We start from the raw sequence: 25643 nt of genomic DNA, 5'->3' as shown, positions 1-25643 counted from the left end.
CGGCTTTTTTATTTGGGATATAGTACTATATTTATAGTAGCAACTAAATAATTGAGCTCATGAGATATATCTTTCTTTCAGTTTTGATGATTATGCCGTTGTACGGCCTGGCCCAGCAACAACCCGATACCTCTTTTACGGTTAATATTGACGAACCTCGCTATGTGGCAGGCGAAGGATCTGTAATTTGCTTTGACTCTGCCCATAATAACTTTCATACGCTGATGGGCGGGTTTGCTCCCACAGCTTATATCCTTCGAAAAGACGGCTATCAAACCATAGATTTCCCCGAGCTGGCCGAGCAAATAGCTCAGTTAAATGATTGCCGGATTTTTGTTACGGTCAACCCGCTTCACGAAAGTAATCTTGGCAATTGGCAACTCCCCAATCCTCCGGTCTATTCTGCCAGGGAAGTAGAAACAATCAAGAGATGGGTGGAAGAGGGAGGCAGTCTGTTCGTAATTGCCGATCATATGCCTTTTCCGGGAGCAGCTTCAAATCTTACGAATGCTTTTGGGTTTAAGTTCAGTAATGGTTTTGCTCGCCTAAATAAAGAAGGGAATAGCCCGGATGTGTTTAGCATGGAGAATGGAAGGCTCAGTTCAACGGAAATTACGGACGGAATAACCAGGGTGACTTCCTTCACAGGCTCAGCTTTTACTTATCCTTACGACGCAACACCAGTCATGCTTTTTGAAGAGGGTGATGTAAGCCTTGAACCTGAAATAGCCTGGCAATTTACGGATACTACCAAAACAACAGATCTTTCGGGATTTGCACAGGGTGCAACTATGGAATATGGGAAGGGGCGATTAGCCGTTTTTGGAGAAGCCGCGATGTTTACCGCCCAAAAGATTACAAATGATCAAGGTGAGTTTAAATTCGGGCTCAACAACCGTAACCTTGCGCCTCAAAACATTCAATTTTTACTAAACCTCATCCATTGGCTGGATGAAGGCCGGTAACAATTACCAGCCTATTCTTCCTTTGTCTTTATCCTTAACCAGTTCATTGTTGGTCTTTTCAGGATCTTCGGGCATTACAAATCCAGGGGGTGGATCAAAAGCATCATACTTCCAATAGGCTTGATCGTCTGCTGTGGCATAGTTAATAAAAGTACCAACGATTGGAAGTGCAGACCGGGCACCCTGACCTATATAAGTATCTTCAGGGAAACGAATTCGGCGATCGGCTCCACCAACCCATGCACCCATCACAATGTGGGGCATCATGCCTACGAACCAGTTATCAGCACTGTTCTGGGTGGTTCCGGTTTTACCGGCCACATCCTGGCGAACGCCGTACACATTACGTAAACGAACGCCCGTTCCATAAAAATCTTCCCCGCCACGGATTACGCCCCGAAGCATATCCGTGATTATATAAGCCGTTTCCGGGCTGATCACTTCCTTGGTGTAGTCGGGGTGAAATTCTTTAAGGATGTTACCTTCACGGTCTTCAATACGGGTAATCGCAATCGGCTCAATATGAACTCCTTTATTGGCGAAAGTAGTATAAGCACTGGTTAACTCAAGCAGTGATACTTCCGCAGTTCCTAATGCGATGGAAGGATAGGCCGGAGTTTTGCTCATGTCTATTCCAAGATTGGAGGCCATGGCCTTAATCTTCCGGGCAGCCGGATCTAATTCCCACAACTTATTGGTACCCGGGGCTCCGGCAATTTCAGGAAGCAAGCGTACGGTTACATTGTTCATACTGCGGGCGAGGGCTTCTCTCAGCGAAACATTAATCGGTCCGTCATGCACCGTCTCATCCTTGGGGTTCCAGATTTTTCCGGCTCGGTCGCGGAAGGTTACCGGAAACTTGGAAAACTTGTGATACGGTTTGTACCCGTTATCAATGGCTACGGCATATACAAAGGGTTTAAAGGTAGAACCTGCCTGCCGACGTGACTGATACACATGATCGTATTGAACGTTTCCATAATCGGTTCCGCCCACCCAGGCTAATACTTTACCGTTGCTGGGTTCAATTGCCACAAATCCGGATTCGAGCTTCGTCCGTGCCCGTTTCACTGAGTCAACAAAGGCGGTATCTGCAAAGAGAGAATCGAAAACGACTTTCTCTATCTTGGTGTCATATTTGGAGAAACCATTTTTGTAGCGGTCGGTTTCTCGTAAAAATTGGCGCAGGAATAATGGGTTCTTTTCCCAGAATTCATCCATGTACTCGCCACCGGGGGAGGTCCATTCAGCTTCATAGATTTTTTGCAGGGAATCCAGCTTGGTTTTTACAGCACGCTCAGCATGGCGTTGTAACCTTGAATCAATAGTGGTGTAAATTACTAACCCATCTTTGTATAAGTCATATCCGTTTTCTTCTAACCAAGGCTGAACCTGCTGGCGGACATACTCACCAAAATATCGGCTTTGGCGTCCTGTTTTAAAAGGGGGATGATAATCCAGGCCAATAGGCTCTTCGGTCAGTGTTATATATTCCTGATCGGTTAAGAAATCTCTTTTATGCATTTGAGCAAGAACGATGTTTCTACGCGCAGTTGCTTTTTCAGGAAAGAGCCTTGGATTATAAGCATAAATGGCCTGCAACGAGCCCACCATCATCGCGGCTTCATTAATGTTCAGTTCTTTGGCAGGTTTTCCGTAATGGGTCTGTGAGGCTGCTTCAATACCGAAGGTTGAGTTTGGATACTCCACCGTGTTCAGGTACATCTCGGCAATCTCACGCTTGGTGTACCGCTTTTCGAGCTGAGCGGCCGTAATCATTTCCCGGAACTTACGGGCAATGGAAAATTCCTGTCCGATTTTCTTATAGAGGTTTCGGGCAAGCTGTTGACTGATAGTAGAAGCACCCTGCCAGCGACCGTTGATCAGGTGCCATGGTATAGCCAGTGTAGCATACATATCGATGCCCCAATGGTTGTAAAAACGGTGGTCTTCGGTGGCAACCAGTGCATCAATTACATGAGGGGAGATGTCTTCGTAGCGAACCCATTTTCGGTTCTCGGTAAAATACTTGTCAAGGGTTACTCCATCCCGACTTCTCACCTCTGATGCGATGGCGGTTTCAGGGTTTTCAAATTCATCGGCAGAAGGAAGTCCCTGGAATAAATAAAACACATATCCCGCCACAAACAGGCATAAAACACCGGCTATACTACTGGCCCAAATCCAGGCCTTACGGTATGAGGGGGAAGGCCTTCCAGGAGCTGATTCACCTTTTTCCTTTCGCTCCTTTAATATCTTCTTTCGGTACTCCGGATCGTTGAAGTACCGCTTATGATCGATGGGTTCTTTCTTGTCGTCGCTCATGGTATTTATTTAATTCCTTCGAAAGGTAAAAAATTTTTTGATGCAGCCTTCCATTTAACGAGTTGTATTCCTTCTTTGTTATATAAGGCCATGGTCCGGTGGTTAAAAAATGTTCCCAGATTTATATAGTCTCCGCGCGAAAATGTTTCCACTCTTGGCACATGATCGTGTCCGCTTATTATAAAATCTAAATTATGACGCCCGAAGATCTTCTTGGCCTGCCGGTTCAGAGGTTCGGGATTGTGATTATTTCTCCTTCTTGTAACAGAGGAAAACATTTTCATGGTTGCGAGGCCTGCTTCCGGAGATAATATTTTTTGATAGGTGCTCACAAAAGCCGGGTTTCTCAACAAGCGATGAAAGGCAGCCCTGGGAAAATCAATCTTATTTGCTGCCACTCCGTCACCGTGCATCAGCAGAAAACGTTTATCATTAAGTTCAAGCAGCCTGAAATTGGGTTCAATTTCGAAACCGCGCTCTTCAAAATGGCCGAATGTCCAGTTGTCGTGATTGCCGGTTATATACAGAGCAGGCGCAACGGTTTTGTTATAATCCTCAAAGGCATCTAAAACATGCTTACCTAATGCAGGTACAAAACCTTTCTCCGGATATTCCATCCAGTAATCGAAAAGATCACCCAGGATGTGCATTTTAATCCGTTCCTGCTTACAAAATTGAATGAGAGCTATTAAGTCTTGCTCAATCTGCTTATTGGTTTCCGAAGAAAAAGCACCAAGGTGTACATCAGAAATAAAAACGTGCTGGCTAAAATCCATCAAACTACTTTTTCCGGGTAATTACAAAATGAATCAAATCAGCAAAGTCTTGTTTGGCAGAGGAATCCGGAACCGTTTTTAAACCTTCAATAGCTTCATTTGCATAATCATACATGCTCTGCTTGGCATACTCCATTCCGCCGTTGGAGTGAACAAAATCGACTATGTCCTCAACATTCTTCGATGATTTCTTCCTTTTCTTCATCAACGCCCGGATGTGTGCTGCATCTTTTTTGGAAGCATGCTCAAAAGCTTTGATAAGGGGGAGGGTTACCTTTCGTTCCTGAATATCATTTCGGGTTGGCTTACCTATATCATAAACTCCATAATCAAAAAGGTCGTCCCTGATCTGGAAGGCGATGCCAATACACATGCCGATTTCACGCATTTTCTTGTGGATATCTTCGTCATCGGTAACCGAAACAGCACCGCATTCGCAACAGGTAGAAATAAGGCTGGCGGTTTTTTCGGATATAATCTGGAAGTAGCGTTCTTCAGTCATGTTAAACAGCCCGGCTGTTTTGAGCTGTCGTAATTCTCCTTCACTCATTTTCTGAACGGCGCGCGACTGAACCTCCAACAGGTTATGCTCTTTATTCTCGAGAGCAATCAGTAATCCTTTAGATAGTAAATAATCACCTAACAATACCCCGGCTTTGTTCTTCCATATTTTATTGATGCTTACAAATCCTCGGCGAGAGTTTGCCTCGTCCACCACATCATCATGAATGAGGGTAGCCGTATGCAGCAGCTCAATCATTGTAGCAGCGATGTAACTTCTTTGATTTATTTCACCGAACAGGTTAGCGCTCATGAACACAAGGGTAGGTCGAAGCTCCTTGCCTTTTTGCCGCAACAGGTAGTTGATGATTTGATCTAACAGAAATACATCCGATTGAATGGTATCCTTAAAAAAGCTCCTGAATTCCGACAAGTTTTCAGAAACAGGGGCGGTAATTTCCTTTAAGGTCTTGCGGGTAACGGTCTCCGAATTTATCTGCTCTAACTCTTGGTTATCGATCATCAATTGTGTTGAAATTTTCTTAAACTTGTCGGTGTAATAATTTACTCATAATACGAAACAATTATTTACTCTCAATCACTCACTCTCATTGAAAATTTATGTCAGAAGATTTAGTTAAAGTCAAAACTATTGCAGTTTTGACAAGTGGAGGAGACTCTCCCGGAATGAACGCAGCCGTACGGGCTGTGGTCAGAGCTGCAGCACAATCAGAAATTAATGTATATGGAGTTAAACACGGATATTATGGTTTAATTCACGATGAATTTGTCGAAATGGATACGCACTCGGTGTCTAATATCATCCAACGTGGCGGTACCATTTTGAAATCAGCGCGTTCTGAGGAATTCCGAACCGAAGAAGGACGGAAAAAAGCAGCTGATAATCTGAAAAAGTATAATATCGATGCACTTGTTGCCATTGGCGGAGACGGTACTTTCACCGGAGCAAATTTACTCAGTAAAGAGCATGGGGTAAATGCAGTTGGTGTTCCGGCTACAATCGACAACGACATTATTGGGACGGATGAAACCATTGGTTACGACTCCGCTTTAAACACAGCCCTGGAAGCCATTGATAAAATCCGCGACACAGCTGATGCTCACGAGCGTATGTTCCTCGTTGAGGTAATGGGACGCGATACCGGCTTTATTGCCCTTGAAACCAGTATCGCCAGTGGCGCTGAAATTGCCCTTTTGCCGGAAGAACTCACGAATGTGGAAGAGGTTAAACGTCAGCTTAATAACATGCTGAAAGAACAGCGCCGAAGCAGCCTGGTTGTAGTTGCTGAAGGAGACGAAACCGGAGGAGCCATTAAATTGGCTGAAAAAATCAAAGATGATTTCTCCCAGTACGATATGCGGGTTTGTATCTTAGGTCATATTCAGCGAGGCGGTGCGCCAACAGCGCGGGATCGCGTATTGGCCAGCAGGCTTGGAGCGGCCGCTGTGAAAGTATTAATTGAAGGTCACAGTGAAGTTATGGTTGGTGTGGTCAATAATTCTCTGAAACTTACGCCAATGCGTGTTGCCATATCCAAAAAGAAAGAGTTAGACCATTCATTAATTGAATTAGCAAAAATTCTAAGGTAACCATGATCAACTGTGATATAAGTATTGCCCGAAAATTCATTCAAGATGATGAGTATCTCAAAGCCCGGAAAAAGGCAGATACCGCACTTGATCATTTAAAGAATAAAACGGGTCCCGGCTCCGAATGGCTTGGCTGGCGTGATTTGCTGGCGGATCCAAACGATGCCGAACTTGAAAAGATCGGATCTCTTGGAGAAGAGATTCGGGCTAAAGCCGATGTCTTTATAGTATGTGGAATTGGCGGTTCCTATTTAGGAGCCAAAGCCGTGATCGATGCCCTTTCTCCTCACTTTGGCAGTAATGGACCGGAAATACTATATGCCGGCCATCATATTGGAGGGAAATACCTGGAGCAGCTCCTGAATTACCTGAAGCAGCCCAAAGAGAATGGCGAGCCGAAGCGTATTTATGTGAATGTAATTTCGAAATCCGGTTCAACTCTTGAAACGGCTCTGGCATTCAGGATGCTCAGAGAACTTCTGGAGGAGATGTACGGCGAAGGTGCTTCCGAACATATTATATGCACAACCAGCAAAGAAGGCGGGCTTCTTAATAAACTGATTGAACAAAAAGGATATCGTAAATTTATTATTCCCGACAACGTTGGCGGAAGGTACTCGGTACTGACACCGGTTGGTCTGCTTCCAATTGCCGTTGCAGGCATTGATATCCGGACTCTTTTCTACGGAGCGGTTTCAGCATACAATTCGTACGAAGAAAACGCTGAAGATCTACTGGAATATGCGGCTCTTCGGAATGCCATTCATGAATCCGGTAAAACCATTGATGTATTTGCAACTTTTGAGCCGGAGCTGACTTCTCTTGGCGGGTGGATTCAACAATTGCTTGGTGAAAGTGAAGGGAAGGAGGGGAAAGGTATCTTTCCAACAGTAGCCACTTTTTCTACAGATCTGCACAGTATTGGTCAGTTTATACAGCAAGGTAAGCGCAGCCTGATGGAGACCTTTATAATCGTAGAAAAGCCATTCTCAAAATTGCAGGTAAACAAGCTTGAAGGAAATGATGATGAGCTTAATTACCTGGCCGGGAAATCATTCCACGAAATTAACACCAAAGCCCGGGAAGGAACAACCGAAGCTCACAGCGAAGGGGACGTTCCGATAGTGAGGGTTTCGTTACCTGCTTTAAACGAAGAGAACATCGGGCAGCTGATTTATTTCTTCGAGCTATTAACCGGAATTTTTGTGTATAGTTTAGAGGTCAATCCATTCAATCAACCTGGAGTGGAAGACTATAAAAAAGCCATGTATCGACTACTTGGTAAATAATTAAATCAATCTATGGATCAGGAAAATAAATCAAAATATGTAGCGGTAGCCGGGAATATCGGTGCCGGGAAATCATCGTTAACAGGATTACTGGCAAAACATTTTAACTGGGAGGCATTCTACGAATCGGTAGATGACAATCCGTATTTGCAGGATTTTTATGAAGACATGCGCCGATGGAGTTTTAATCTCCAGATCTATTTTCTTTCCAGCCGTTTTCGCCATCAAAAAGAGATGCTGAACGACGATGTGAACTTAATTCAGGACAGAACCATTTATGAAGACGTGGAGATTTTTGCTAAGAACCTCCACAACATGAACCTGATGAGTGATCGTGATTTTGCCAACTACGAAGCACTGTTTAATGAAATGAGCTATTACCTCCGCCCGCCGGACCTGCTCATCTACTTGCGTGCACAGGTTCCCACTTTGGTGAAGCAAATTCAGCAGCGGGGAAGAGACTATGAGAACACCATTCGCATTGAGTACCTGGAAAGGTTGAACAACCTGTATGAGGACTGGATCGGCCGTTATCCTCACGAAAAACTCATTATTGATACCGATGACCTCGATTTTGTGAATAATGAAGAGGATTTAGGGAAGGTAATTGATTTAATAGACCAGCGAATGTTTGGCTTATTTAATTGATTGAACCACAGAAGTATAATGCTTATTTTAGGTAGCTATTGAGGAGAAGTTCTATGCTTAAGTTTAAGATCTTTGAGATACCTGAAGAACAAAGTGAAAAAACTCTTCAATTAAGTTCTGAGGAACTTGATTTGGGAGACGTCACTTTTAAAGGCGGTTCTTTACATATTGATTTCTATCGCACTATGCAGTTTGTTCGCACTCAGTTTTCAATTGATGCGAACGTTGAACTTGTATGCGACCGCTCCCTTGATGCCTTTGATTATGAAGTGCAGCAGGATTACGAGGTCCTTTTTAAGGCTGAAGAAGTTGAAGAATCAGCTGATGAAAACGGTGCAGTAAGAAATTACGATCACGCAAGTAAGCAAATTGATTTAGAGCAGGATGTTAGAGATACCATTTTGCTTAATCTCCCAACAAAGAAATTACATCCCCGCTTTCTGGACGAGGACGGAAATCCCAAGGAAGTACTGAATGAGCAATTCGGTGATATTCCTGAAGATGATGAAGAAAAAATCGATCCACGGTGGGAAAAATTGAAAGAATTAAAAGATTAACGATACAAGGTAAATTTAATGGCACATCCAAAACGAAGAACATCGAATGCCCGTAAGAACAAGCGTCGTGCACATCACGCAATTTCTGACGTAACCTTATCCAAATGTTCTAACTGCGGTGCTCTCCATCGTTACCACCATGCATGCGCAGAATGTGGTTACTACCGTGGCCGCCAGGTAATGAAAGCAGCTAACTAAAAAACTGATATATGATTGTTGCAGTAGATGCAGCCGGTGGAGATTATTACCCAAAAAATCCTGTAGAAGGAGCCCTTCAGGCCGTTGAAGAAAACAGTGAACTCACTGTTCTTCTGTTTGGCCCTGAAGATCAAGTGAATAAAGAACTCGCAAATCATGATTATGATACACAGCGGGTTCTTGTACATGATGCTCCTCAGGTTATTGGGATGGAAGAATCTCCTGCACAGGCTGTAAAAACTAAACAACAATCATCTATAGTAGTTGGGGTAGGCCTGCATAAAGCCGGTAAGTGCGATGCTTTTGTAAGTGCCGGGAATACCGGGGCTTTATTGGCAGCATCCATGTTTGGCTTAGGTAAACTAAAAGGAGTATTGCGACCAACTATTGCTTCTTATTTCCCAACAATAAAAGGATTTAGACTGCTGGTTGATGCAGGAGCCAATCTGGAAATTAAACCGGAAGCCGCCGTGCAGTTTGCCAAAATGGGGCAAATCTACTGCCAGCAGATCCTGAAAATTGACAACCCCAAAGTTGGTCTCCTTAATGTAGGAGAAGAAGAGGGGAAGGGCACCGATCTCCTTAAAGAAATTCACGCCGAATTAAAAAACCATGACAACTTTGTTGGTAATGTGGAGGGTAAAGATATCCTTCCCGGTAAAGCCGACGTATTTTTATGTGATGGTTTGGTGGGCAATATCGTGCTCAAATTCGGTGAATCCATTCCTGAAATAGTACAGCAAATGATTGGCGGTGCCGTTAAGGAAATGGGGCTTTCCAAAGAGGAAGTGGGGCAGATTCAAAAAGTATTACACACCGCTTTATCCTCATTTAATTATGAAAACGTTGGCGGTATTCCTTTCTTAGGCGTAAACGGAGTGAGTATTGTCGGACACGGCGGAAGCTCACCTCTTGCGATCAAAAATATGATAAAAAGTGCTGTTCAAACAGTAGAAAACGATGTGAACGGCAAAATCGTAGCATCTCTAAACTGAGCTAAATCTCTTCATGGAAGTAAAACGAGCTAAAATTACATCGGTAGGACAATATCTGCCTGAAGATCGAATGACAAACAAAGATCTTGAGAAACTGGTAGATACCAATGATGAATGGATCAGAACACGCACAGGAATTGAGGAGCGGCGAATTCTTAAAGACCCTGAGAAAGCTACGGCTTTTATGGGAGCAGAAGCTGCAAAAGAAGCCCTGAAAAATCGTGGTATATCTGCCGAAGAGATTGACCTTATTATTCTTGCCACGGTAACACCGGATTATATGTTCCCGGCAACAGCATGCCTTGTACAAGGTATGATAGGTGCTAAAAATGCTTTTGCTTTTGATCTTTCGGCCGCCTGCTCGGGTTTTCTTTATGCGCTGAGCACCGGTACTATGTACATCGAGTCTGGCCGGGCCAAAAAAGTTTTGGTAATCGGTACCGATAAAATGAGCTCCATCCTGGATATGACCGACAGAACCACATGTATATTGTTTGGTGATGGAGCCGGAGCGGTATTATTGGAAGAGTCAGAAGACGGCACCGGCATTATAGATCAGAAGCATTACACGGAAGGCGATTCGGAATGCAGCCTGTATCAGCCGGCCGGAGGAAGCAGAAACCCAGCTACCGAAGAAACTGTGAAAAATAAAATGCACTACCTACAACAGGATGGTCGCGCAGTTTTCAAGAAAGCAACGATGGGAATGGCCGATGTGTCACTCGAAATTATGGAGCGGAATAACCTGGAGCCGGAGGATGTAGCATGGCTGGTTCCGCATCAGGCAAATTTGAGAATTATTGATGCAACTGCCCGCCGAATGGGACTCTCTAACGAGAAAGTGATGATCAATATTAATAAGTATGGAAATACAACGGCGGCAACCATTCCGCTTTGTTTGTATGATTGGAAAGATAAGTTGAATCACGGCGACAACATCATATTGGCTGCCTTTGGTGGCGGCTTTACGTGGGGCGCCATTTATTTAACATGGGGGATTAAGTAAGATGAGTACAGCCTATTTATTTCCCGGACAGGGATCTCAATTTGTAGGAATGGGGAAAGAGCTATACGACTCCAACCCTCATGCCGCAAAGTATTTTGATGATGCCAATGAAATTTTAGGCATCGACCTGAAGACCATTATGTTTGAAGGTCCACAAGAGAAACTTACCCAAACCGAGTTTACACAACCCGCCATATTTCTGCACTCCGTGGCGTTATTTAAAACGCTGGGTGTCACACCCGATATGGTTGCCGGACACAGCCTGGGCGAATTTTCTGCCCTGGTAGCATGTGGGGCCGTTTCTTTTGAAGATGCGCTAAAAATTGTTCGCCGTCGGGGTGAATTGATGCAGAAAGCCGGTACGGATAATCCCGGAACCATGGCTGCTGTTATTGGAATGGAGGATGAGGCTGTAGAAAAAGTTTGTGCTCAGGCTACTGAAGAAACCGGCAAAGAAGTGATTGCTGCTAATTACAACTGTCCGGGGCAGCTTGTGATTTCCGGATATCAGGAAGCGGTAGAGAAAGCTGTTGAACTTGCCAAAGAGAATGGAGCCCGAATGGCAAAATTACTTCCGGTAAGTGGAGCGTTTCATTCCTCTTTAATGCAGCCGGCTTACGATGGTTTAAAAGATCAACTGCAGAAATTGGACATCAGCGAAACAAACTGCCCGATTTACAGTAACTACACCGCCGAAGCTACCACTGATCCTGAAGAGATCAGATCAAATTTGTTAAATCAGTTATTGAATCCGGTACGCTGGACACAAACCTTGAACAACATGAGCTCGGATGGAGCGAATGCCTTTGTGGAAGTTGGTCCCGGTAAAGTGCTTCAGGGCTTGGTTAAAAGAACATTGAAAGACGTAGAAATTTCAGGACATCAATAAGAACAGACTATGAGTTTAACACTTGAAGGAAAAACGTGTTTGGTAACCGGAGGCAGCCGGGGTATAGGAAGAGCCATTGCGCTTAAGCTGGCTGATTTTGGCGCCGATGTTGCCATAACCTATGCCCGCTCGGCTGACGCCGCAGAAGAAGTAAAGTCCGAGATTGAAGCAAAAGGGCGCAAAGCAAAAGCACTCCAGGCCGATGCGGTTAATTACGAACGTGCTGAAGAAGTAATCAATGAGATTGTAAATGACTGGGAAAAGCTGGATGTGATTGTAAACAACGCCGGCATTACCAAAGACAATCTTATCCTTCGCATGAGCGAAGAGCAATGGGATGATGTGATCACCACGAACCTGAAAAGTATTTTCAATTATTCTAAAGCAGCCGCCAAACCCATGATGAGAAATCGAGGCGGATCTATCATTAATATTAGTTCCGTTGTGGGTATTACCGGCAACGCAGGCCAAAGTAATTACGCAGCCTCTAAAGCCGGTATTATTGGGTTCACCAAATCATATGCCAAAGAACTTTCGTCCAGAAATATTCGTGCAAATGTAATTGCTCCGGGATATATTCTGACCGACATGACCGGTGAGCTTGACGAGAAAGTATTGGAAGGTATCAAAGCGGAAACTCCACTTGGAAGAGCAGGAGAGGCCGATGAAGTAGCTGATGCCGTTGTATTCCTATCCTCGGATATGAGTTCATACATTACCGGAGAAGTAATTCGGGTTGATGGCGGCATGGCAATGTAATGCGGTTACGTATTGCAGATACCAGACTGAATTTTTAAGTTGAAAACACTTATTTTATAAAAATTATAATTACCAACTAATCACTGAAAAGGACACAATATGTCACAAGACGTAGAATCAAAAGTAAAAGCTATCATTGTAGATAAACTTGGTGTAGACGAATCAGAAGTTGCAGGTGATGCAAACTTCACTAACGACCTCGGAGCCGATTCTCTGGATACAGTAGAATTGATCATGGAGTTCGAAAAAGAATTCGATCTCAGTATTCCTGACGAAGACGCCGAAAACATCGCCACTGTAGGTGACGCTGTAAGTTATCTTTCAGGAAAACTGTCTTAATTAGTTTAATACGTACTACATTTAATAACACATTCCTATGAGCACTCGCAGAGTTGTAGTAACAGGTATCGGTGCCTTCACCCCAATCGGGAAAAGTGCACCGGACTTCTGGAACGGTTTAGTTTCAGGTAAAAACGGAGTCCGGCCTGTCGAACATTTTGACACAACCGACTTCGCCACAAAATTTGCTGCTCAGATTGAGGACTACGATTACTCCAATTATTTCGATCGTAAAGAAGCCCGGCGGTTAGATAAAGTGGCACAATATGCCCTTATCGCTTCCGGTGAAGCGCTCGAAGACAGTAAGCTTGATCTGGAAAAGATAAATAAGGATGAGGTTGCTGTATTGGTGGGAACCGGTATCGGTGGCATGGAAACTTTCTATGAACAATCGGTATCGTTTCATGAGCACGGGCCAAGAGGGGTTTCCCCATTCTTTATACCCATGCTTATTCCCGATATCGTATCTGGCCAGATTTCCATACGATATGGATTCAGAGGTCCTAATTACTGCGCGGTATCTGCTTGCGCAACGGGTTCTCATAACATCGGGCTCGCCTACGATACCATCCGGTATGGACAGGCAGATTATGCCGTTGCCGGTGGAACTGAAGCTCCGGTTACCAAAATCGGGATTTCTGGTTTCAACAGCATGAAGGCAATGTCAACCCGAAACGATTCCCCGGAAACGGCGTCACGTCCATTCGATAAAGATCGTGATGGATTTGTATTGGGTGAAGGTGCAGGTATTTTCATTCTTGAAAGCCTGGAATCTGCTCTCGATCGTGGTGCCCGTATTTACGGTGAAATCAAAGGGTATGGCTTCTCTGCTGATGCATATCACATCACCGCTCCCGATCCGGATGGAAACGGAGTGATACTGGCCATGACCAAAGCCATGAAGGCAGCAGGTATTAAGCCGGAAGATGTAGATCACATCAACATGCACGGCACATCCACACCGTTAGGTGATATAGCTGAAACCAATACCATCAAAAAGGTATTTGGCGATCATGCGAAGAAAATCAACCTGAACTCTACCAAGAGTATGCACGGTCATACTTTGGGAGCTGCAGGAGCTATTGAATCTATCGCATCACTGCTGGCTATATATCACGGTATGGTGCCTCCAACCGTTAACATCGAAAATCAGGATCCGGAATGTGACCTGAACTACACCGCTAATGAAGCGGTGGTACGCGATGTTGAATACGCACTTAACAATGCATTCGGTTTTGGCGGCCATAATTCAACCCTCGTATTTAAAAAGTACAAGGACTAAGCATTCATGCCCGATTGGTTCAGGTCTCTTTTTACAAAGAAGAAGAAATCAGATCTTAGCCCTGAACTTAAAAGCAGAATTGAGAAATTAGAAAGGATCGTTGGTTTTCAAATCGACGATCCTTCTCTTTTTTTAAAGGCTCTGCGTCACCGCTCCACGCTTTCCCAGGAGCAGTACGAAACGTATGACTCCTATGAACGCCTCGAATTTTTAGGAGATGCCGTCCTGGATTTGATTGCAGCAGAAATTTTGTTCAATCAATACCCTGAGAAAGACGAAGGATTTCTCACAAAAGTCCGGGCCAAACTGGTAAGGGGAGAAACACTGTCCGATTTTTCCAAGAAGCTGGGCATAGAAGATTTAATGGAGTTGGGAGAGAGAAACGGTAGTACAAAGGTTGCTAAGAGTATTTTGGCAGACGCTTTTGAATCCATCATTGCTGCCATTTACATCACAAAAGGGTATCAGCATGCTTATGATTTTGTGGATAAGGTGATTGAAGAAAACCTGATTATAAAAGAACTCATAAATACGCTGGACAATTATAAAAGTGCCTTGCTTGAATATGCGCAGGCTGAAAAAATGCCCATTCCCAGGTATGAGCTGGTCAATGAAAGCGGGCCGGGGCACAATCGTACATTCGAGGTGAAAGTACTGATAGGAGAGGAAGAACTGGGAACCGGTGTTGGGAAAAGCAAGAAAAAGGCCGAGCAAAAAGCAGCCCGTGAAGCACTAAAGAGTATTAAAGACTGATTAGTTATTTTCTAAGGTGATTGTAGAGAATTAAGCGTCACCAAACTTGTTTTTTGATGGATTAACCCCGATTCTTAGCCCGTCCACCACAGGCCCATTCAAAAGGAAAATCCATGTTTGTTCAACTCATTAAACCGGAATTCGAAGAGCTCATCGCTTCCAAAGATTGGGTGGCCTTAAAAGAGGTGTTGAACGATGTGCCCGCCGTTGACATTGCCGACCTGTTACTTGAATTACCGGGCGATATTGCCGTGGTTGTTTTCCGGCTGTTGAAGAAACCGGTGGCTGCCGATGTTTTTGCAGAACTACCATCTTCTAAAGGTGTGGAGCTTCTGGAGCTGTTCAGCAAGCAGCAGCTGAGTGATGTAATGGTTAATCTTGAGCCTGATGAACAGGTTTCGATTCTGGAAGAATTGCCCGGACATCTAACCCAGCGGGTTATGAACTCCATCAACCGGGAAGACCAGAAACAGCTTAAGAAACTGCTGGGTTACCCCGAAGAAAGCGTTGGCCGATTGATGACTCCACGCTATGTTCGGGTGAAATCGGATTGGTCGATAGAGCGGAGTATGGCTCACATCCGCAAGTATGGGGAAACTGCAGAAACCATTAACGTAATTTACGTGGTTGATGACAAAGAGCACCTGATTGATGATCTTCGGATTACCCATCTGATCCTGGCTAATCAGGAAGACCAGATTGATGTGTTGATGGACCGCTCTTTTGAAGCTCTGTCTGTTTATGATGATCAGGAAGAGGCGGTTAAGATGCTGGCCAAATACGACCGTGTAGCCTTACCGGTTGTTGATTCGGATGGGGTGCTTGTAGGAATTGTGACTGCAGATGACGTGATTGACGTGGCCGAGGAAGAGACTACCGAGGATATGCAGAAAATGGCCGGTATGGATGCTCTGGATGACTATTATTCTCAATCCTCCATTTTCGATATCGTTAAAAAACGGCTTTGGTGGCTGATTGTGCTTTTTGTCGGACAGATATTAACCGCCATCGCTATGGGTGGGTATGAAGAAGTACTTCAGAAAGTCGTAGCCTTGTCGTTTTTTGTGCCGTTGATTATCTCCAGTGGAGGTAACTCCGGCTCTCAGGCGGCTACATTGGTGATACGAGCCCTTGCCACCGACGACCTTAAACCGGAAGACTGGAAGAAAGTATTCAGACGTGAATTTACATCTGGTCTTATGCTTGGAGGATTGATTGGTCTGTTAGGATTTTTCACCTTAATCGGGTGGGATTTAATTGGAGGAGCTGAGCTTTCCAAAACTGTATTCCTTACAGCAGGAGTGATTGGATTGAGCCTTTTTTCCATTGTGTTGTTCGGGAATTTTACCGGGGCCATGCTGCCGTTCTTTCTCTCAAAAATGAATTTGGATCCGGCCGTATCTTCAGCTCCTTTTGTTGCAACTATAGTAGATGTGAGCGGAATCATTATTTATTTTACCATAGCAATTGTACTTTTAAGCGGAACCTTACTTTAAAGCCCAACATACTTCGATGAAAGCATACCACGATCTTGTAAAAAGCGTACTTGAAAATGGGGTCAGGAAAGAAAACCGGACCGGCACCGACACGATTTCAAATTTTGCTGAATTTTATAAAGTAGATTTATCGGAAGGTTTTCCTCTGCTTACCACTAAGAAAGTGTATTTCAGATCGGTGATTTTAGAAATGCTCTGGTACCTGAGGGGAGAGGATCACATTCGTTGGTTACGGGATGAAAACGATTGCCATATCTGGGACGCCTGGGCCGATGAAGATGGACATGTTGGCCCCATTTACCCCGTGCTCTGGCGAAGATTTCCATATTTTGAGAAAGAATCAGTACGGTTTGAAGGAAACGGCTCAGCCCTGGATAAAGAAGTTTGGGTTCGCAAAGAGTTTGATCAGGTTCAGCGAGCTATTGATATGCTGAAAAATAACCCGAACAGCAGAAGGATTGTGGTGAGTGCCTGGCACCCGGGTTTACTGGATGAAATGGGTCTTCCGCCTTGCCACCTGATGTATATTTTCAATGTGGCTGACGGTAAGTTAAACTGCCATTTAACGCAACGCTCTGGAGACATTGCCCTGGGTATTCCGTTTAACCTGGCATGTTATTCTGCCTTAACCATGGCGGTTGCTCAGGAAGTTGGACTTGAACCGGGAACCTTCGCGCACTCCATAGTAGACGCTCATATCTACGTAAATCACGTTGATGGTTTGAAGGAGCAGCTCACCCGAAAGCCTAAACCACTTCCAACCTTGAAAATAGCCAACAAACCGGTAGATGAACTAACTTTTGATGATTTCACACTGGAGAACTATGATCCCGATCCGGTAATTAAATTTGAGGTTGCAGTATGACCATCACTCTTGTTGCTGCACACGACCCCAATCTTGTAATAGGTAAAGAGGGCGGGTTACCGTGGAGATACCCGGAAGATTTAAAGCATTTCAAAAGAACCACGATTGGTAAAACTATCATAATGGGCCGGGGTGTTTTTGAGGAGTTAAATGAAATTCCGCTTCCTGAACGAAAGAATATTGTACTCTCCACAACTCAAAATTACAAGAACGTTGATACCTATTCCTCTCTCGAAGATGCATTAAAATCGTCTAACGAGGAGGAAGTTTTCATTATCGGTGGCGGCGTATTATACAGGCAAACCATAGATATAGCCGACAAGCTCATCATTACTGAAATCCATCAGGAATATGAAGGAGACACCTATTTTCCTGAATACAGAGATGAAATAGGAACAACCTGGAAGGAAGAATCGAGAGAGGATCACGAAGAGCTCAGCTTCATAACCTATAAGCGTGTCTGATACCCGATTTACAAGTATTAATTAAGAAAGATTAACCTGTAATCCGAAGTCTCTTTTAATAATTTTGATGAGTTACGTGAATGGCGGAAATCATCTTATAAATTATAGAATGAGCCGGGCTTTAAAACATAATCCAACAAAAAAAGATACGAAGGCACTGAAGGCTTTGATCGTAGATGATCTTAAGTTTAACAGAAGCCTGGCCAGGATTATACTCGAGCGAAATAATTTCGAGACACAAGAAGCCGAAAACGGGGTAGAAGCGCTGCTACACTTTGAGGGACAAAAGCCCGATGTAATTCTAATGGATATTTGTATGCCTGTGATGGGCGGTATCGAAGCCATGAGAAAAATCAGAAAGTTAAACCGGGGTAATAAAGTAAACAGCATCCCTATCATCGCTTTTACTTCCGGGGAACATAAAGAATCGAGATCAGACTTAATGAATCAAGGATTTTCGGAATACCTGAAAAAACCTTTTAATGAAGAAGATCTGTTTGACAAACTCTCCCAATTCCTACCCGTTAAAAAATCGGCTTCTTAAATGCTGATATCTTTTAGGTGCACGCAGTAGTGTTTTACAACGGGTTCTGTTAAAGCTATAATATTTTTTGTTTCTGCAGCTTTAGAGAACTCAATAGCCTTCTCGTCCTCCAAAATCCAGATGCTCTCATTCTTATATTTGTAGGCTTCTGAATAGCTGTTTTCAAAACCCAGATAATGTTCCACAGCTGTTTCATCTGTAGGCAATCGAAGTCTTTTTAGCGCTTTTTGAGTTTTCTGGGTGATTTCATTCAGCTGGGCTTTGGTGGGTTTCTTATCCAGAAAGGTGGTTCGGAATAAATCCCGATTTAGAAACCGGTGGCAGAGATTCGACAGAATTTTATCTCCGCATTTCTTCCAGATTTTTATACTTAAGTACACATCGTGGTCATCCATTTCAGCGTAACGGTCAATCATTTGTTTAGTGATTGTTTTCTTGGCTGAAGGCTGTTCGGTCAGGAAATACTGAAGGGCCGGTGAGGCAAAATCCAGTTCCTTTCCGTCAGCAATTAGATGATGTACCCGCTTAAATATGCTTCGAAGTAAAAAATCTGCACTTAAAACAGTTTTGTGTTGGTACACCTGCATGTACATCAAACGGCGGGCGATAATGTAATTCTCAACAGCATATATTCCTTTCTTTTCAATCACAATGTTCCCTTTGAAAACCCGCATGGTCTTCAAAATCCGGTTGATACCTACCGTACCTTCCGAAACACCGGTAAAAAAACTATCCCGTCGAAGGTAATCGAGGCGATCTAAATCGAGCTGGGAAGAAATCAACTGATGCAGAAACTTCTTCTTGTGCTGATTGGTGAAAATATCGATGGCGGTGTCCAGCGCTCCATGAAACTCCTTATTGAGCTCTTTCATGATGGACAAGCTCATCATCTCATGGTTGAAGTCCTTTATCAAAGTATGCTCCAGAGTGTGAGAAAGGGGGCCGTGGCCTACATCGTGAAGTAAAATCGCCATCAATGTCCCTTCGTATTCGGGCTGACTAATGGTGGTATCCTTTTCACGAAGGTTGTTTAGCACGCGCTGACCTAACTCAAGGGCGCCTAAAGCATGTGAAAACCGGGAATGTTCGGCGGCCGGGAAAACAAGGTAACCAAGCCCCAGCTGACGGATTCTCCTCAATCGCTGCACATAAGGGTGGTCGATGAGTCTAAGAATCGGACCTTTTGGAACGGTGATAAACCCATGAATCGGATCATTGAAAATTTTATACCGTGTGCTTTTATCCATGTGCTTTAAGGAGAATTATGTTTGAGCCGTTGAAGATATGTAGAAATGAGGTAAAGAGTGATAAAGTGAATAGGTGATGAAGTGATATGGTGAGACCGCGAGGTTTTTAAAGTCATTATCACTTCATCACCTAATCACTACATCACTCCCCAACAACCATATCGCCTAAATTTTCAATTTCCGGGAGGCGGGTAGGGCGCTTTTTATTGATATCATACCAAACACCGGTTGATTTCGCTACCCCCATCAGGTCTTTCGATTTCTTATCGTAGATTCCCTGAACCGCTTCAATACTGGAGTTTCCTACTTCACCCACGCCTGTGCCAACCAGTAAGGTGGAGGGAAAAGTAATCTGTTTGAGGTATTCTATGGTAATCTTCACCAGTACAAAGGTTTTGCCTTCTGTGAATTCATTTTGCATCTGCCCAACTTCACCCAAAAACTGTATCCGGGCTTCCTCCAGATAAGTGTTAAACAGGGCATTATTTACATGATTCAGTGGATCCAGGTCCCGAAAACGAACAGGGATTTCGGTCCAGTGATAAAAAGTGTCAGGGTTATATTCAGGTCTAAACATGGGTGCTTTTTTTTGTTCTGAAGATGCGGGTGATCAGGCGAAATGACAAATGCTAAAAGGCTTATTCTGGAAGCTATATTTATTATATTCAACCCGACTAAATTTAAACCAAATTCAGTACACGAATGGCCAAGCAGAATGAACGCGATTTTTTAGAAGAACTACTCATCACACCAAGCCCAACCGGATATGAAAAAGAAGGGGTAAAAGTCTGGAAGGAGTATGTGGAACAGTTTGCAGATGAGGTGGTGACGGATGCATACGGTTCAGCAGCCGGTAAAATCAATATGAGTGGGGATGTAGCTACCGTTATGCTGGAAGCCCATTGTGACGAAATCGGCATGGTGGTGCAGCATATCACCGATCAGGGCTATGTTTATGTGAACAAATTGGGTGGAAGTGATTCGACCATTGCGCGTGCGAAAAAAGTTTTTATTCACAATAAAAGAGGACGGGTAGTTGGCGTTACCGGAAACACGGCCATTCACCTCCAAGACAATAAAAACGGCGGAGGTAAGCAGCCCGCTTGGAAAGATATTTATGTGGATATTGGAGTTTCGTCCAAAGAAGAGGCTCTGGAGCTGGTGCAGATCGGAGATCCAATTACATATACATCAGATACGGAGTTTCTGAGTGATGACCGGCTTACTGCCCGAGCTTTGGATAATCGTATTGGCGGGTACATCATTGCTGAAGCCATGCGGAAAATCAGTAAGCAGAAGAAAGATCTTAAGGTGAATGTAATTGCCCTGAACTCCATACAAGAGGAGGTAGGAGGATTCGGAGCACGGATGATGAGTTACCGTTTTATGCCGGATGTGGCTTTAGTGACCGATGTAACTCACGCAACGGATACACCCGGAATAGATCAGAAAGAACATGGAACAGTAGAATTGGGCAAGGGACCAACTATTCAGCATGGTGGAGCTAATCACCCAAAAGTGGTTGAATTCCTGGAAGATGTTTGTGAGAAGAACGATATCGACATACAGCATGAGGCTACCAGCGTGAGAACCGGAACCGATACTGACAGTATTTTCTACCAGCAGACCGGTATTCCAAGTGCATTGGTCTCATTACCGCTCAGATATATGCATTCTCCGGTCGAAATTTGCTCTATGAAGGACGTGGATGCTTTAGTTGACGTGATGGTCAAAGCTGTACTCTCGATGCGCCCAGATCAAACGTTTGGGGTTTTTGAAGACTAACCGATAGCTTTCTGTACTCTATTTAACAGAGCCGGTATAATAGGATGATCCATATCCTGAAAGTTCTCAATGGCTACTGCCGAGTATCCTTCAATATCAGCCTGACGGAATCGGTCGTATATCTGCCGGGCTAAGCGGTCTAAATCGTTGTTGAAATCGATGATGTTGACCGAATCGTAAACATCAGAGCTTAAAAGCAGATAGAGGCACTCTGGATCATCAGTTTTTTCCAGAACTTCCAGCCAGCGTACCTCTGCCTTTGGTTTATAATGGGAATACTTCTGTCCCGGACTCTTAGGTCGTTCCATATGCGCAAAGAAGGATTCATGGACAGTAAAACCCAATACGTCTTCAATCTGTTTGCGGCTGATGCTTCCCGGACGAAGGATTTCAGGCTGATCGCCCGTCAAATCCAGAACCGTTGATTCCAATCCTACTTTCGTTGCTTTTCCATCGATAACCGGAAAATCATCTCCAAAATCAGCCTTCACGTGCTCTGCTTTGGTAGGGCTGGGTCTGCCAGATTTATTCGCACTGGGTGCGACCAACGGCCCGGTTTCGGAAATAAATTCCAGCGCAATGTCGTGATCAGGCATTCGAATGGCTACGGTATCCAAACCGGCGGTGACGGCATCCAAAACTTCAGGCTTTTTGGGTAACACCAGGGAAAGAGGTCCGGGCCAGAACTCTTCGATCAAAACATGTGCTGAATCCGGAATTTGATCAGAAAATTCATGCACTTGCTCTTCCTCAGAAACATGAACAATCAACGGGTTGTCAGAAGGACGGCCTTTAATGGAAAATATCTTCTGGATGGCCGTGGGATTCCAGGCATCCGCTCCAAGACCGTACACCGTTTCGGTTGGAAATGCTACGACATTACCTTGTTTAATAAGATCTATATATGTACTAAGGTCAGGCATGCAACTCACTCATAGCCAATTTTTTAAGGTATTCATATGCGGATTCAATGTCCGGGATATCCTGTACTACGAAGCGTACAGTATCTTTCTTTTGAACCACCTGAAACTTGTCTTTCTTGGTAACTTCCAGTTTCTCAAGGATATCCTGAAATTTACCTGAATCAAAGAAGTTTGCTCCCATTTCAGTTTCCTGTTTTGGGCAAACCAGCCACATTCTATCAGCCCGTATGGTAACTTTTGTAAAGAAGTTTCGGGATGCAAATAATCGAATTTTACTGGCCAGGATAAGATATTTGGCTTCTTTAGGTGCAGGACCAAAGCGGTCAACAATTTCATCTTTCCATTCTTCAATCTCTTTTTCGGTATTAGCCTGGGAGAGCTTGCGATAAAGATTTAATCGCTCAACGTTATCAGACACGTAATTTTGAGGCAGGAGGGCGGTTTCATCAAATTCTACCGTAGTTTCAGGTAATTCAACTTCAATTTCCACATCATCGAACATATCGCTGAATTCGGACTGTTTTAGCTCTTTGACAGCATCATTCAGAATCTTTGTGTACAGATCAAAGCCGATGTCGTTGATAAAGCCGCTTTGTTCGGCTCCCAGTATATCACCCGCTCCGCGGATATCAAGATCACGCATGGCAATATTGAAACCGGATCCGAGATCAGAAAACTCCTCCAGGGCTAATAGTCGTTTCCTGGCTTCTGTACTTAGGGTTTGGATGGGATTGGTTATAAGATAACAAAAGGCTTTACGGTTCGATCGCCCGACTCTTCCCCGTAACTGGTGAAGCTCGGCCAGTCCGAAATTATTGGCCTGGTTGATGATGATGGTATTTGCATTGGCAATGTCTATTCCATTCTCCACAATGTTGGTGGAAACCAGCACATCAAACTTATGCTGATAGAAATCGGTGATTATCTTATCCAGTTGGGAGCCAGTCATTTGACCATGACCGAACCGCACCCTTATATCGGGAGCAAGACGTCTTACCATCTCTGCTATCTCTTCAATATTCTTGACCCGATTATGAATGAAGAACACTTGTCCGCCCCGCGATATCTCCTGCAAAATCGCATCCCGGATCAGTTCTTCGTCAAAGCTGTGTATTTCTGTGTAAACAGGTTGTCGGTTTGGTGGTGGGGTATTGATGACGCTGAGGTCACGAGCACCCATCAGTGAGAATTGCAATGTTCTGGGGATGGGTGTGGCTGTGAGGGTGAGGACATCTACCGAGGCCCGGAAGTTTTTGAGTTTTTCTTTGGCTGAAACCCCGAACCGTTGCTCTTCATCCACAATGATGAGTCCCAGGTCTTTAAATTCAACATCCTTTGATAGTAACCGGTGTGTGCCAATCACGATATCGAGTTCGCCTTCCTTAAGCTTTTTAATGGATTCCTTTTGCTCCTTGGAAGTTCTGAAGCGGGAGAGGGCTTCAATCCGTACGGGAAACTTCTCCATTCGCCGCATAAACGTTTTGGCATGCTGCTCAGCCAGGATGGTAGTGGGGACAAGTAAAGCCACCTGTTTATGATCGAGTACGGCTTTAAAGGCAGCGCGAACGGCAACTTCTGTTTTTCCAAATCCAACATCTCCACAAACAAGCCGGTCCATTGGATGCTTACTTTCCATATCATTTTTCACGGCTTCAATGGCATCGTACTGATCCGGTGTTTCCTCAAATTCAAAGTTGGCTTCCAGTTCTGTTTGCCATTCATTATCCGATGAAAAGTCGTGAGCTGTTTCCGCTTTTCTCTTGGCATACAATTGGATAAGCTCGCGGGCAATGTCTTTAACTTTCTTCTTGGTCTGCGCTTTTTTGCGAGCCCAGGCACCCGAACCCAGTTTGGTAATTCTGGGAGCGGTTCCTTCTTTGCCGGAGTATTTTTGCAGTTTATGAAGGCTGGTCACGTTTACGTAAAGAGTGGAATCATCCTTGTATTGAAGCACTACAACTTCCTGTTCCGTATTTTTTACGTTGATCTTTTTGAAGCCCATAAACTTCCCGATTCCATAATCTACATGGACCACGAAATCACCGAGGCTCAAATCCTTCAGTTCTTTGAAGGAAATTCCCCCATGGAAGCGTCTTCTCTTGGTTTTTGGACGGTGGTATCGGTTAAAGATCTGGTGATCCGTATAAACGGCTAATTTGGCGGGTTCATAGATAAAACCCTCGTGAAGCGTTTCTACCACCAGCAGATATTTAAATTCCTGGCTGGCCTCCCCGAGCAGTTCTTCAAAACGGTCTCTTTGGCCTTCGTTATCACAAAGAATAATGGTATTCAGCCCATTGGAAGAGTTCTTAGTGATATTCTCACGTAATAGTTTGAAATTACCGTGAAAGTCGGGCTGGGGCTTGGTTTCCAGCGTAAGGGTTTTGTCCTCTTTTTCTGATGCACCAACATTAGCTACAAACAGCTGATGGGTAAATTCTCCCAACTCACCCTCAAATACATCTTCTGAAAGATAAAGCTCCTCAGGAAGCGATAAATCATCATCGGCTTCATGTTCGTCATAAGCTTCAACGGCCGTTTCGTAGTTTTTCCCAATTTCTGATACAATCAAATCCTTGTTGGAGGTAACCAGCAGTGTATCTACATCAAAATAGGAGAGAAAGCTTGATTTCTCTGTTTCCGGGAGGTTGGTAAGATCCGGTATGATGCGAGCCTGATTGAGAAAGGCAATCGATCGCTGAGAATCGGCATCAAATTCACGAATGGTATCCAGTTCATCCCCAAAGAACTCAAGCCGCAAAGGATATTCTCCGGAATAAGGGAATACATCCAGGATACCTCCACGAACGGCAAACTCACCGGGTTCGTCCACAAACTTAACGGGGCTATACCCCTGATCCACAAGCTGCTCTCTGAACTTTTCCAGATCCACTTCCTGTCCTTTTTCCAGTACCAGGCTAACTTCATTGAGTGTAGAGGGTGGCGCTATTTTCTCTCCAATTGCTTCCACCGAAGTAATAACAATCTTCGACTCATGATCAGAAATAGCCTGTAGTGCTTCAGACCGCTGAACTAATAAGCTGGTGTCTTTAAGTTGTTGTCGGTCATATGGTTTCTTATTGGAGGAAGGGAATAGGATGACCGGGTTTTCATTACTGATTACATCCAGATCGGCTTTAAGAAACCGGGCTCCTTCATCTGTTTCAGAAATCACCAACACATTCTTTTTTCGGGTAGATAGAGCATTCAGCAAAAAGCTGTTCAGTGCACCAATGCTTTTCTTGAGGGTGAGTTTTTTCTGCTCGGAAATCTCCTCATAAACACGATCAAAAATCCCGTTTTTCTGAAGTTGATCTTTAATTGAAGATATACTCATGAATAGCTTTTGGTGCCTGAAAATTTGTGATTAAAGATACGCTGATTCCGGCCCGATTGGCAATCGAAATAGAATATTCGGATTCATGG

25 protein-coding genes are annotated in these 25643 nt (G+C 44.1%); 18 read left to right on the top strand and 7 right to left on the bottom strand.

Going from position 1 to position 25643, the window contains the following annotated elements:
• The first annotated feature begins 59 nt into the window (after positions 1 to 59).
• Positions 60 to 965, top strand: a complete 906-nt coding sequence (locus NM125_RS15015) for a hypothetical protein (RefSeq protein WP_255135793.1) — start codon at positions 60 to 62, stop codon at positions 963 to 965.
• Between the two features lie 3 nt (positions 966 to 968).
• Here NM125_RS15015 and NM125_RS15010 read toward each other — a convergent pair whose 3' ends face one another.
• The 3 genes from NM125_RS15010 to NM125_RS15000 are packed head-to-tail and all read right to left on the bottom strand — an operon-like array spanning position 969 to position 5090.
• Positions 969 to 3290, bottom strand: a complete 2322-nt coding sequence (locus NM125_RS15010; RefSeq protein WP_255135792.1) for a penicillin-binding protein 1A — start codon at positions 3288 to 3290, stop codon at positions 969 to 971.
• 5 nt (positions 3291 to 3295) lie between these two features.
• Entirely contained in the window at positions 3296 to 4066 is a 771-nt protein-coding gene (locus NM125_RS15005; protein WP_255135791.1) for a UDP-2,3-diacylglucosamine diphosphatase, read from the bottom strand.
• A 4-nt stretch (positions 4067 to 4070) separates the two neighbouring features.
• Positions 4071 to 5090, bottom strand: coding sequence for a polyprenyl synthetase family protein (locus tag NM125_RS15000; protein WP_255135790.1), 1020 nt, complete (start codon positions 5088 to 5090; stop codon positions 4071 to 4073).
• A 98-nt stretch (positions 5091 to 5188) separates the two neighbouring features.
• Here NM125_RS15000 and pfkA point away from each other — a divergent pair, with 98 nt between their 5' ends.
• From pfkA to NM125_RS14920, 16 genes are all read left to right on the top strand, one after another.
• The gene (gene pfkA / locus NM125_RS14995; protein ID WP_255135789.1) at positions 5189 to 6178 is read left to right on the top strand and encodes a 6-phosphofructokinase; all 990 of its coding nucleotides are present in this window, start codon (positions 5189 to 5191) and stop codon (positions 6176 to 6178) included.
• Positions 6179 to 6180: 2 nt separating this feature from the next.
• Complete coding sequence (locus tag NM125_RS14990; RefSeq protein WP_255135788.1) at positions 6181 to 7467, top strand: glucose-6-phosphate isomerase; 1287 nt, start codon at positions 6181 to 6183, stop codon at positions 7465 to 7467.
• A 12-nt stretch (positions 7468 to 7479) separates the two neighbouring features.
• Complete coding sequence (locus NM125_RS14985) at positions 7480 to 8115, top strand: deoxynucleoside kinase (protein WP_255135787.1); 636 nt, start codon at positions 7480 to 7482, stop codon at positions 8113 to 8115.
• Between the two features lie 53 nt (positions 8116 to 8168).
• A complete protein-coding gene (locus tag NM125_RS14980) occupies positions 8169 to 8672 on the top strand; it encodes a YceD family protein (RefSeq protein ID WP_255135786.1) in 504 nt (167 codons plus the stop codon).
• An 18-nt stretch (positions 8673 to 8690) separates the two neighbouring features.
• A complete protein-coding gene (gene rpmF / locus NM125_RS14975) occupies positions 8691 to 8870 on the top strand; it encodes a 50S ribosomal protein L32 (protein ID WP_255135785.1) in 180 nt (59 codons plus the stop codon).
• Between the two features lie 11 nt (positions 8871 to 8881).
• A complete protein-coding gene (gene plsX, locus NM125_RS14970) occupies positions 8882 to 9865 on the top strand; it encodes a phosphate acyltransferase PlsX (protein WP_255135784.1) in 984 nt (327 codons plus the stop codon).
• Positions 9866 to 9878: 13 nt separating this feature from the next.
• On the top strand, positions 9879 to 10871 hold the full coding sequence (locus NM125_RS14965) for a beta-ketoacyl-ACP synthase III (protein ID WP_255135783.1): 993 nt from the start codon (positions 9879 to 9881) through the stop codon (positions 10869 to 10871).
• Position 10872: 1 nt separating this feature from the next.
• Complete coding sequence (fabD, locus tag NM125_RS14960) at positions 10873 to 11760, top strand: ACP S-malonyltransferase (RefSeq protein WP_255135782.1); 888 nt, start codon at positions 10873 to 10875, stop codon at positions 11758 to 11760.
• A gap of 9 nt (positions 11761 to 11769) precedes the next feature.
• Complete coding sequence (fabG, locus tag NM125_RS14955) at positions 11770 to 12519, top strand: 3-oxoacyl-[acyl-carrier-protein] reductase (RefSeq protein WP_255135781.1); 750 nt, start codon at positions 11770 to 11772, stop codon at positions 12517 to 12519.
• Between the two features lie 99 nt (positions 12520 to 12618).
• Positions 12619 to 12858 carry an acyl carrier protein gene (locus NM125_RS14950; RefSeq protein ID WP_255135780.1) on the top strand — a complete coding sequence of 80 codons (240 nt, stop codon included), beginning with the start codon at positions 12619 to 12621 and terminating at the stop codon, positions 12856 to 12858.
• A 37-nt stretch (positions 12859 to 12895) separates the two neighbouring features.
• A complete protein-coding gene (gene fabF / locus NM125_RS14945) occupies positions 12896 to 14140 on the top strand; it encodes a beta-ketoacyl-ACP synthase II (protein ID WP_255135779.1) in 1245 nt (414 codons plus the stop codon).
• A gap of 6 nt (positions 14141 to 14146) precedes the next feature.
• Positions 14147 to 14893, top strand: a complete 747-nt coding sequence (rnc, locus tag NM125_RS14940; protein WP_255135778.1) for a ribonuclease III — start codon at positions 14147 to 14149, stop codon at positions 14891 to 14893.
• 113 nt (positions 14894 to 15006) lie between these two features.
• Positions 15007 to 16389: a magnesium transporter gene (gene mgtE, locus NM125_RS14935; protein ID WP_255135777.1), complete on the top strand. Its 1383-nt coding sequence runs from the start codon at positions 15007 to 15009 to the stop codon at positions 16387 to 16389.
• Positions 16390 to 16405: 16 nt separating this feature from the next.
• Positions 16406 to 17254, top strand: a complete 849-nt coding sequence (locus NM125_RS14930) for a thymidylate synthase (protein ID WP_255135776.1) — start codon at positions 16406 to 16408, stop codon at positions 17252 to 17254.
• On the top strand, positions 17251 to 17718 hold the full coding sequence (locus NM125_RS14925) for a dihydrofolate reductase (RefSeq protein ID WP_255135775.1): 468 nt from the start codon (positions 17251 to 17253) through the stop codon (positions 17716 to 17718). Before NM125_RS14930 ends, NM125_RS14925 begins: the two co-directional genes overlap by 4 nt.
• Positions 17719 to 17785: 67 nt before the next feature.
• On the top strand, positions 17786 to 18262 hold the full coding sequence (locus tag NM125_RS14920) for a response regulator (RefSeq protein WP_255135774.1): 477 nt from the start codon (positions 17786 to 17788) through the stop codon (positions 18260 to 18262).
• Here NM125_RS14920 and NM125_RS14915 read toward each other — a convergent pair.
• Positions 18259 to 19509 (bottom strand): HD domain-containing protein, encoded by a 1251-nt coding sequence (locus NM125_RS14915; RefSeq protein WP_255135773.1) that lies wholly within the window; start codon positions 19507 to 19509, stop codon positions 18259 to 18261. The two genes, NM125_RS14920 and NM125_RS14915, sit on opposite strands and share 4 nt — an antisense overlap.
• A gap of 142 nt (positions 19510 to 19651) precedes the next feature.
• On the bottom strand, positions 19652 to 20086 hold the full coding sequence (locus NM125_RS14910) for an acyl-CoA thioesterase (protein ID WP_255135772.1): 435 nt from the start codon (positions 20084 to 20086) through the stop codon (positions 19652 to 19654).
• A gap of 125 nt (positions 20087 to 20211) precedes the next feature.
• On the opposite strand from NM125_RS14910, the gene NM125_RS14905 reads away from it, so the two are divergent.
• Entirely contained in the window at positions 20212 to 21294 is a 1083-nt protein-coding gene (locus tag NM125_RS14905; protein WP_255135771.1) for a M42 family metallopeptidase, read from the top strand.
• Here the strand turns inward: NM125_RS14905 and NM125_RS14900 are convergent.
• Both NM125_RS14900 and mfd read right to left on the bottom strand, forming a co-directional pair.
• Positions 21291 to 22217, bottom strand: a complete 927-nt coding sequence (locus NM125_RS14900; protein ID WP_255135770.1) for an L-threonylcarbamoyladenylate synthase — start codon at positions 22215 to 22217, stop codon at positions 21291 to 21293. The two genes, NM125_RS14905 and NM125_RS14900, sit on opposite strands and share 4 nt — an antisense overlap.
• Positions 22210 to 25554, bottom strand: coding sequence for a transcription-repair coupling factor (mfd, locus tag NM125_RS14895; RefSeq protein WP_255135769.1), 3345 nt, complete (start codon positions 25552 to 25554; stop codon positions 22210 to 22212). Before mfd ends, NM125_RS14900 begins: the two co-directional genes overlap by 8 nt.
• Positions 25555 to 25643: the final 89 nt, after the last annotated feature.

Origin of the sequence: Gracilimonas sediminicola (assembly GCF_024320785.1) — a bacterium.
GTDB lineage: Bacteria > Bacteroidota > Rhodothermia > Balneolales > Balneolaceae > Gracilimonas > Gracilimonas sediminicola.
The sequence above is the reverse complement of the archived record's forward strand: the minus strand, read 5'-3'. Positions and strand labels throughout refer to the sequence as shown.

What these genes read in the sequence shown, in the direction of transcription:
- mgtE (WP_255135777.1), top strand. Translation starts at nt 15,007, where the DNA reads ATGTTTGTTCAACTCATTAAACCGGAATTCGAAGAGCTCATCGCTTCC.
- NM125_RS15005 (WP_255135791.1), bottom strand. Translation starts at nt 4,066, where the DNA reads ATGGATTTTAGCCAGCACGTTTTTATTTCTGATGTACACCTTGGTGCT.
- NM125_RS14950 (WP_255135780.1), top strand. Translation starts at nt 12,619, where the DNA reads ATGTCACAAGACGTAGAATCAAAAGTAAAAGCTATCATTGTAGATAAA.
- NM125_RS14925 (WP_255135775.1), top strand. Translation starts at nt 17,251, where the DNA reads ATGACCATCACTCTTGTTGCTGCACACGACCCCAATCTTGTAATAGGT.
- NM125_RS15015 (WP_255135793.1), top strand. Translation starts at nt 60, where the DNA reads ATGAGATATATCTTTCTTTCAGTTTTGATGATTATGCCGTTGTACGGC.
- NM125_RS14930 (WP_255135776.1), top strand. Translation starts at nt 16,406, where the DNA reads ATGAAAGCATACCACGATCTTGTAAAAAGCGTACTTGAAAATGGGGTC.
- fabD (WP_255135782.1), top strand. Translation starts at nt 10,873, where the DNA reads ATGAGTACAGCCTATTTATTTCCCGGACAGGGATCTCAATTTGTAGGA.
- NM125_RS14900 (WP_255135770.1), bottom strand. Translation starts at nt 22,217, where the DNA reads ATGCCTGACCTTAGTACATATATAGATCTTATTAAACAAGGTAATGTC.
- NM125_RS14980 (WP_255135786.1), top strand. Translation starts at nt 8,169, where the DNA reads ATGCTTAAGTTTAAGATCTTTGAGATACCTGAAGAACAAAGTGAAAAA.
- NM125_RS14905 (WP_255135771.1), top strand. Translation starts at nt 20,212, where the DNA reads ATGGCCAAGCAGAATGAACGCGATTTTTTAGAAGAACTACTCATCACA.
- plsX (WP_255135784.1), top strand. Translation starts at nt 8,882, where the DNA reads ATGATTGTTGCAGTAGATGCAGCCGGTGGAGATTATTACCCAAAAAAT.
- fabF (WP_255135779.1), top strand. Translation starts at nt 12,896, where the DNA reads ATGAGCACTCGCAGAGTTGTAGTAACAGGTATCGGTGCCTTCACCCCA.
- NM125_RS14965 (WP_255135783.1), top strand. Translation starts at nt 9,879, where the DNA reads ATGGAAGTAAAACGAGCTAAAATTACATCGGTAGGACAATATCTGCCT.
- NM125_RS14915 (WP_255135773.1), bottom strand. Translation starts at nt 19,509, where the DNA reads ATGGATAAAAGCACACGGTATAAAATTTTCAATGATCCGATTCATGGG.
- NM125_RS14920 (WP_255135774.1), top strand. Translation starts at nt 17,786, where the DNA reads ATGAGTTACGTGAATGGCGGAAATCATCTTATAAATTATAGAATGAGC.
- NM125_RS14990 (WP_255135788.1), top strand. Translation starts at nt 6,181, where the DNA reads ATGATCAACTGTGATATAAGTATTGCCCGAAAATTCATTCAAGATGAT.
- NM125_RS14985 (WP_255135787.1), top strand. Translation starts at nt 7,480, where the DNA reads ATGGATCAGGAAAATAAATCAAAATATGTAGCGGTAGCCGGGAATATC.
- rpmF (WP_255135785.1), top strand. Translation starts at nt 8,691, where the DNA reads ATGGCACATCCAAAACGAAGAACATCGAATGCCCGTAAGAACAAGCGT.
- pfkA (WP_255135789.1), top strand. Translation starts at nt 5,189, where the DNA reads ATGTCAGAAGATTTAGTTAAAGTCAAAACTATTGCAGTTTTGACAAGT.
- NM125_RS14910 (WP_255135772.1), bottom strand. Translation starts at nt 20,086, where the DNA reads ATGTTTAGACCTGAATATAACCCTGACACTTTTTATCACTGGACCGAA.
- mfd (WP_255135769.1), bottom strand. Translation starts at nt 25,554, where the DNA reads ATGAGTATATCTTCAATTAAAGATCAACTTCAGAAAAACGGGATTTTT.
- fabG (WP_255135781.1), top strand. Translation starts at nt 11,770, where the DNA reads ATGAGTTTAACACTTGAAGGAAAAACGTGTTTGGTAACCGGAGGCAGC.
- rnc (WP_255135778.1), top strand. Translation starts at nt 14,147, where the DNA reads ATGCCCGATTGGTTCAGGTCTCTTTTTACAAAGAAGAAGAAATCAGAT.
- NM125_RS15010 (WP_255135792.1), bottom strand. Translation starts at nt 3,290, where the DNA reads ATGAGCGACGACAAGAAAGAACCCATCGATCATAAGCGGTACTTCAAC.
- NM125_RS15000 (WP_255135790.1), bottom strand. Translation starts at nt 5,090, where the DNA reads ATGATCGATAACCAAGAGTTAGAGCAGATAAATTCGGAGACCGTTACC.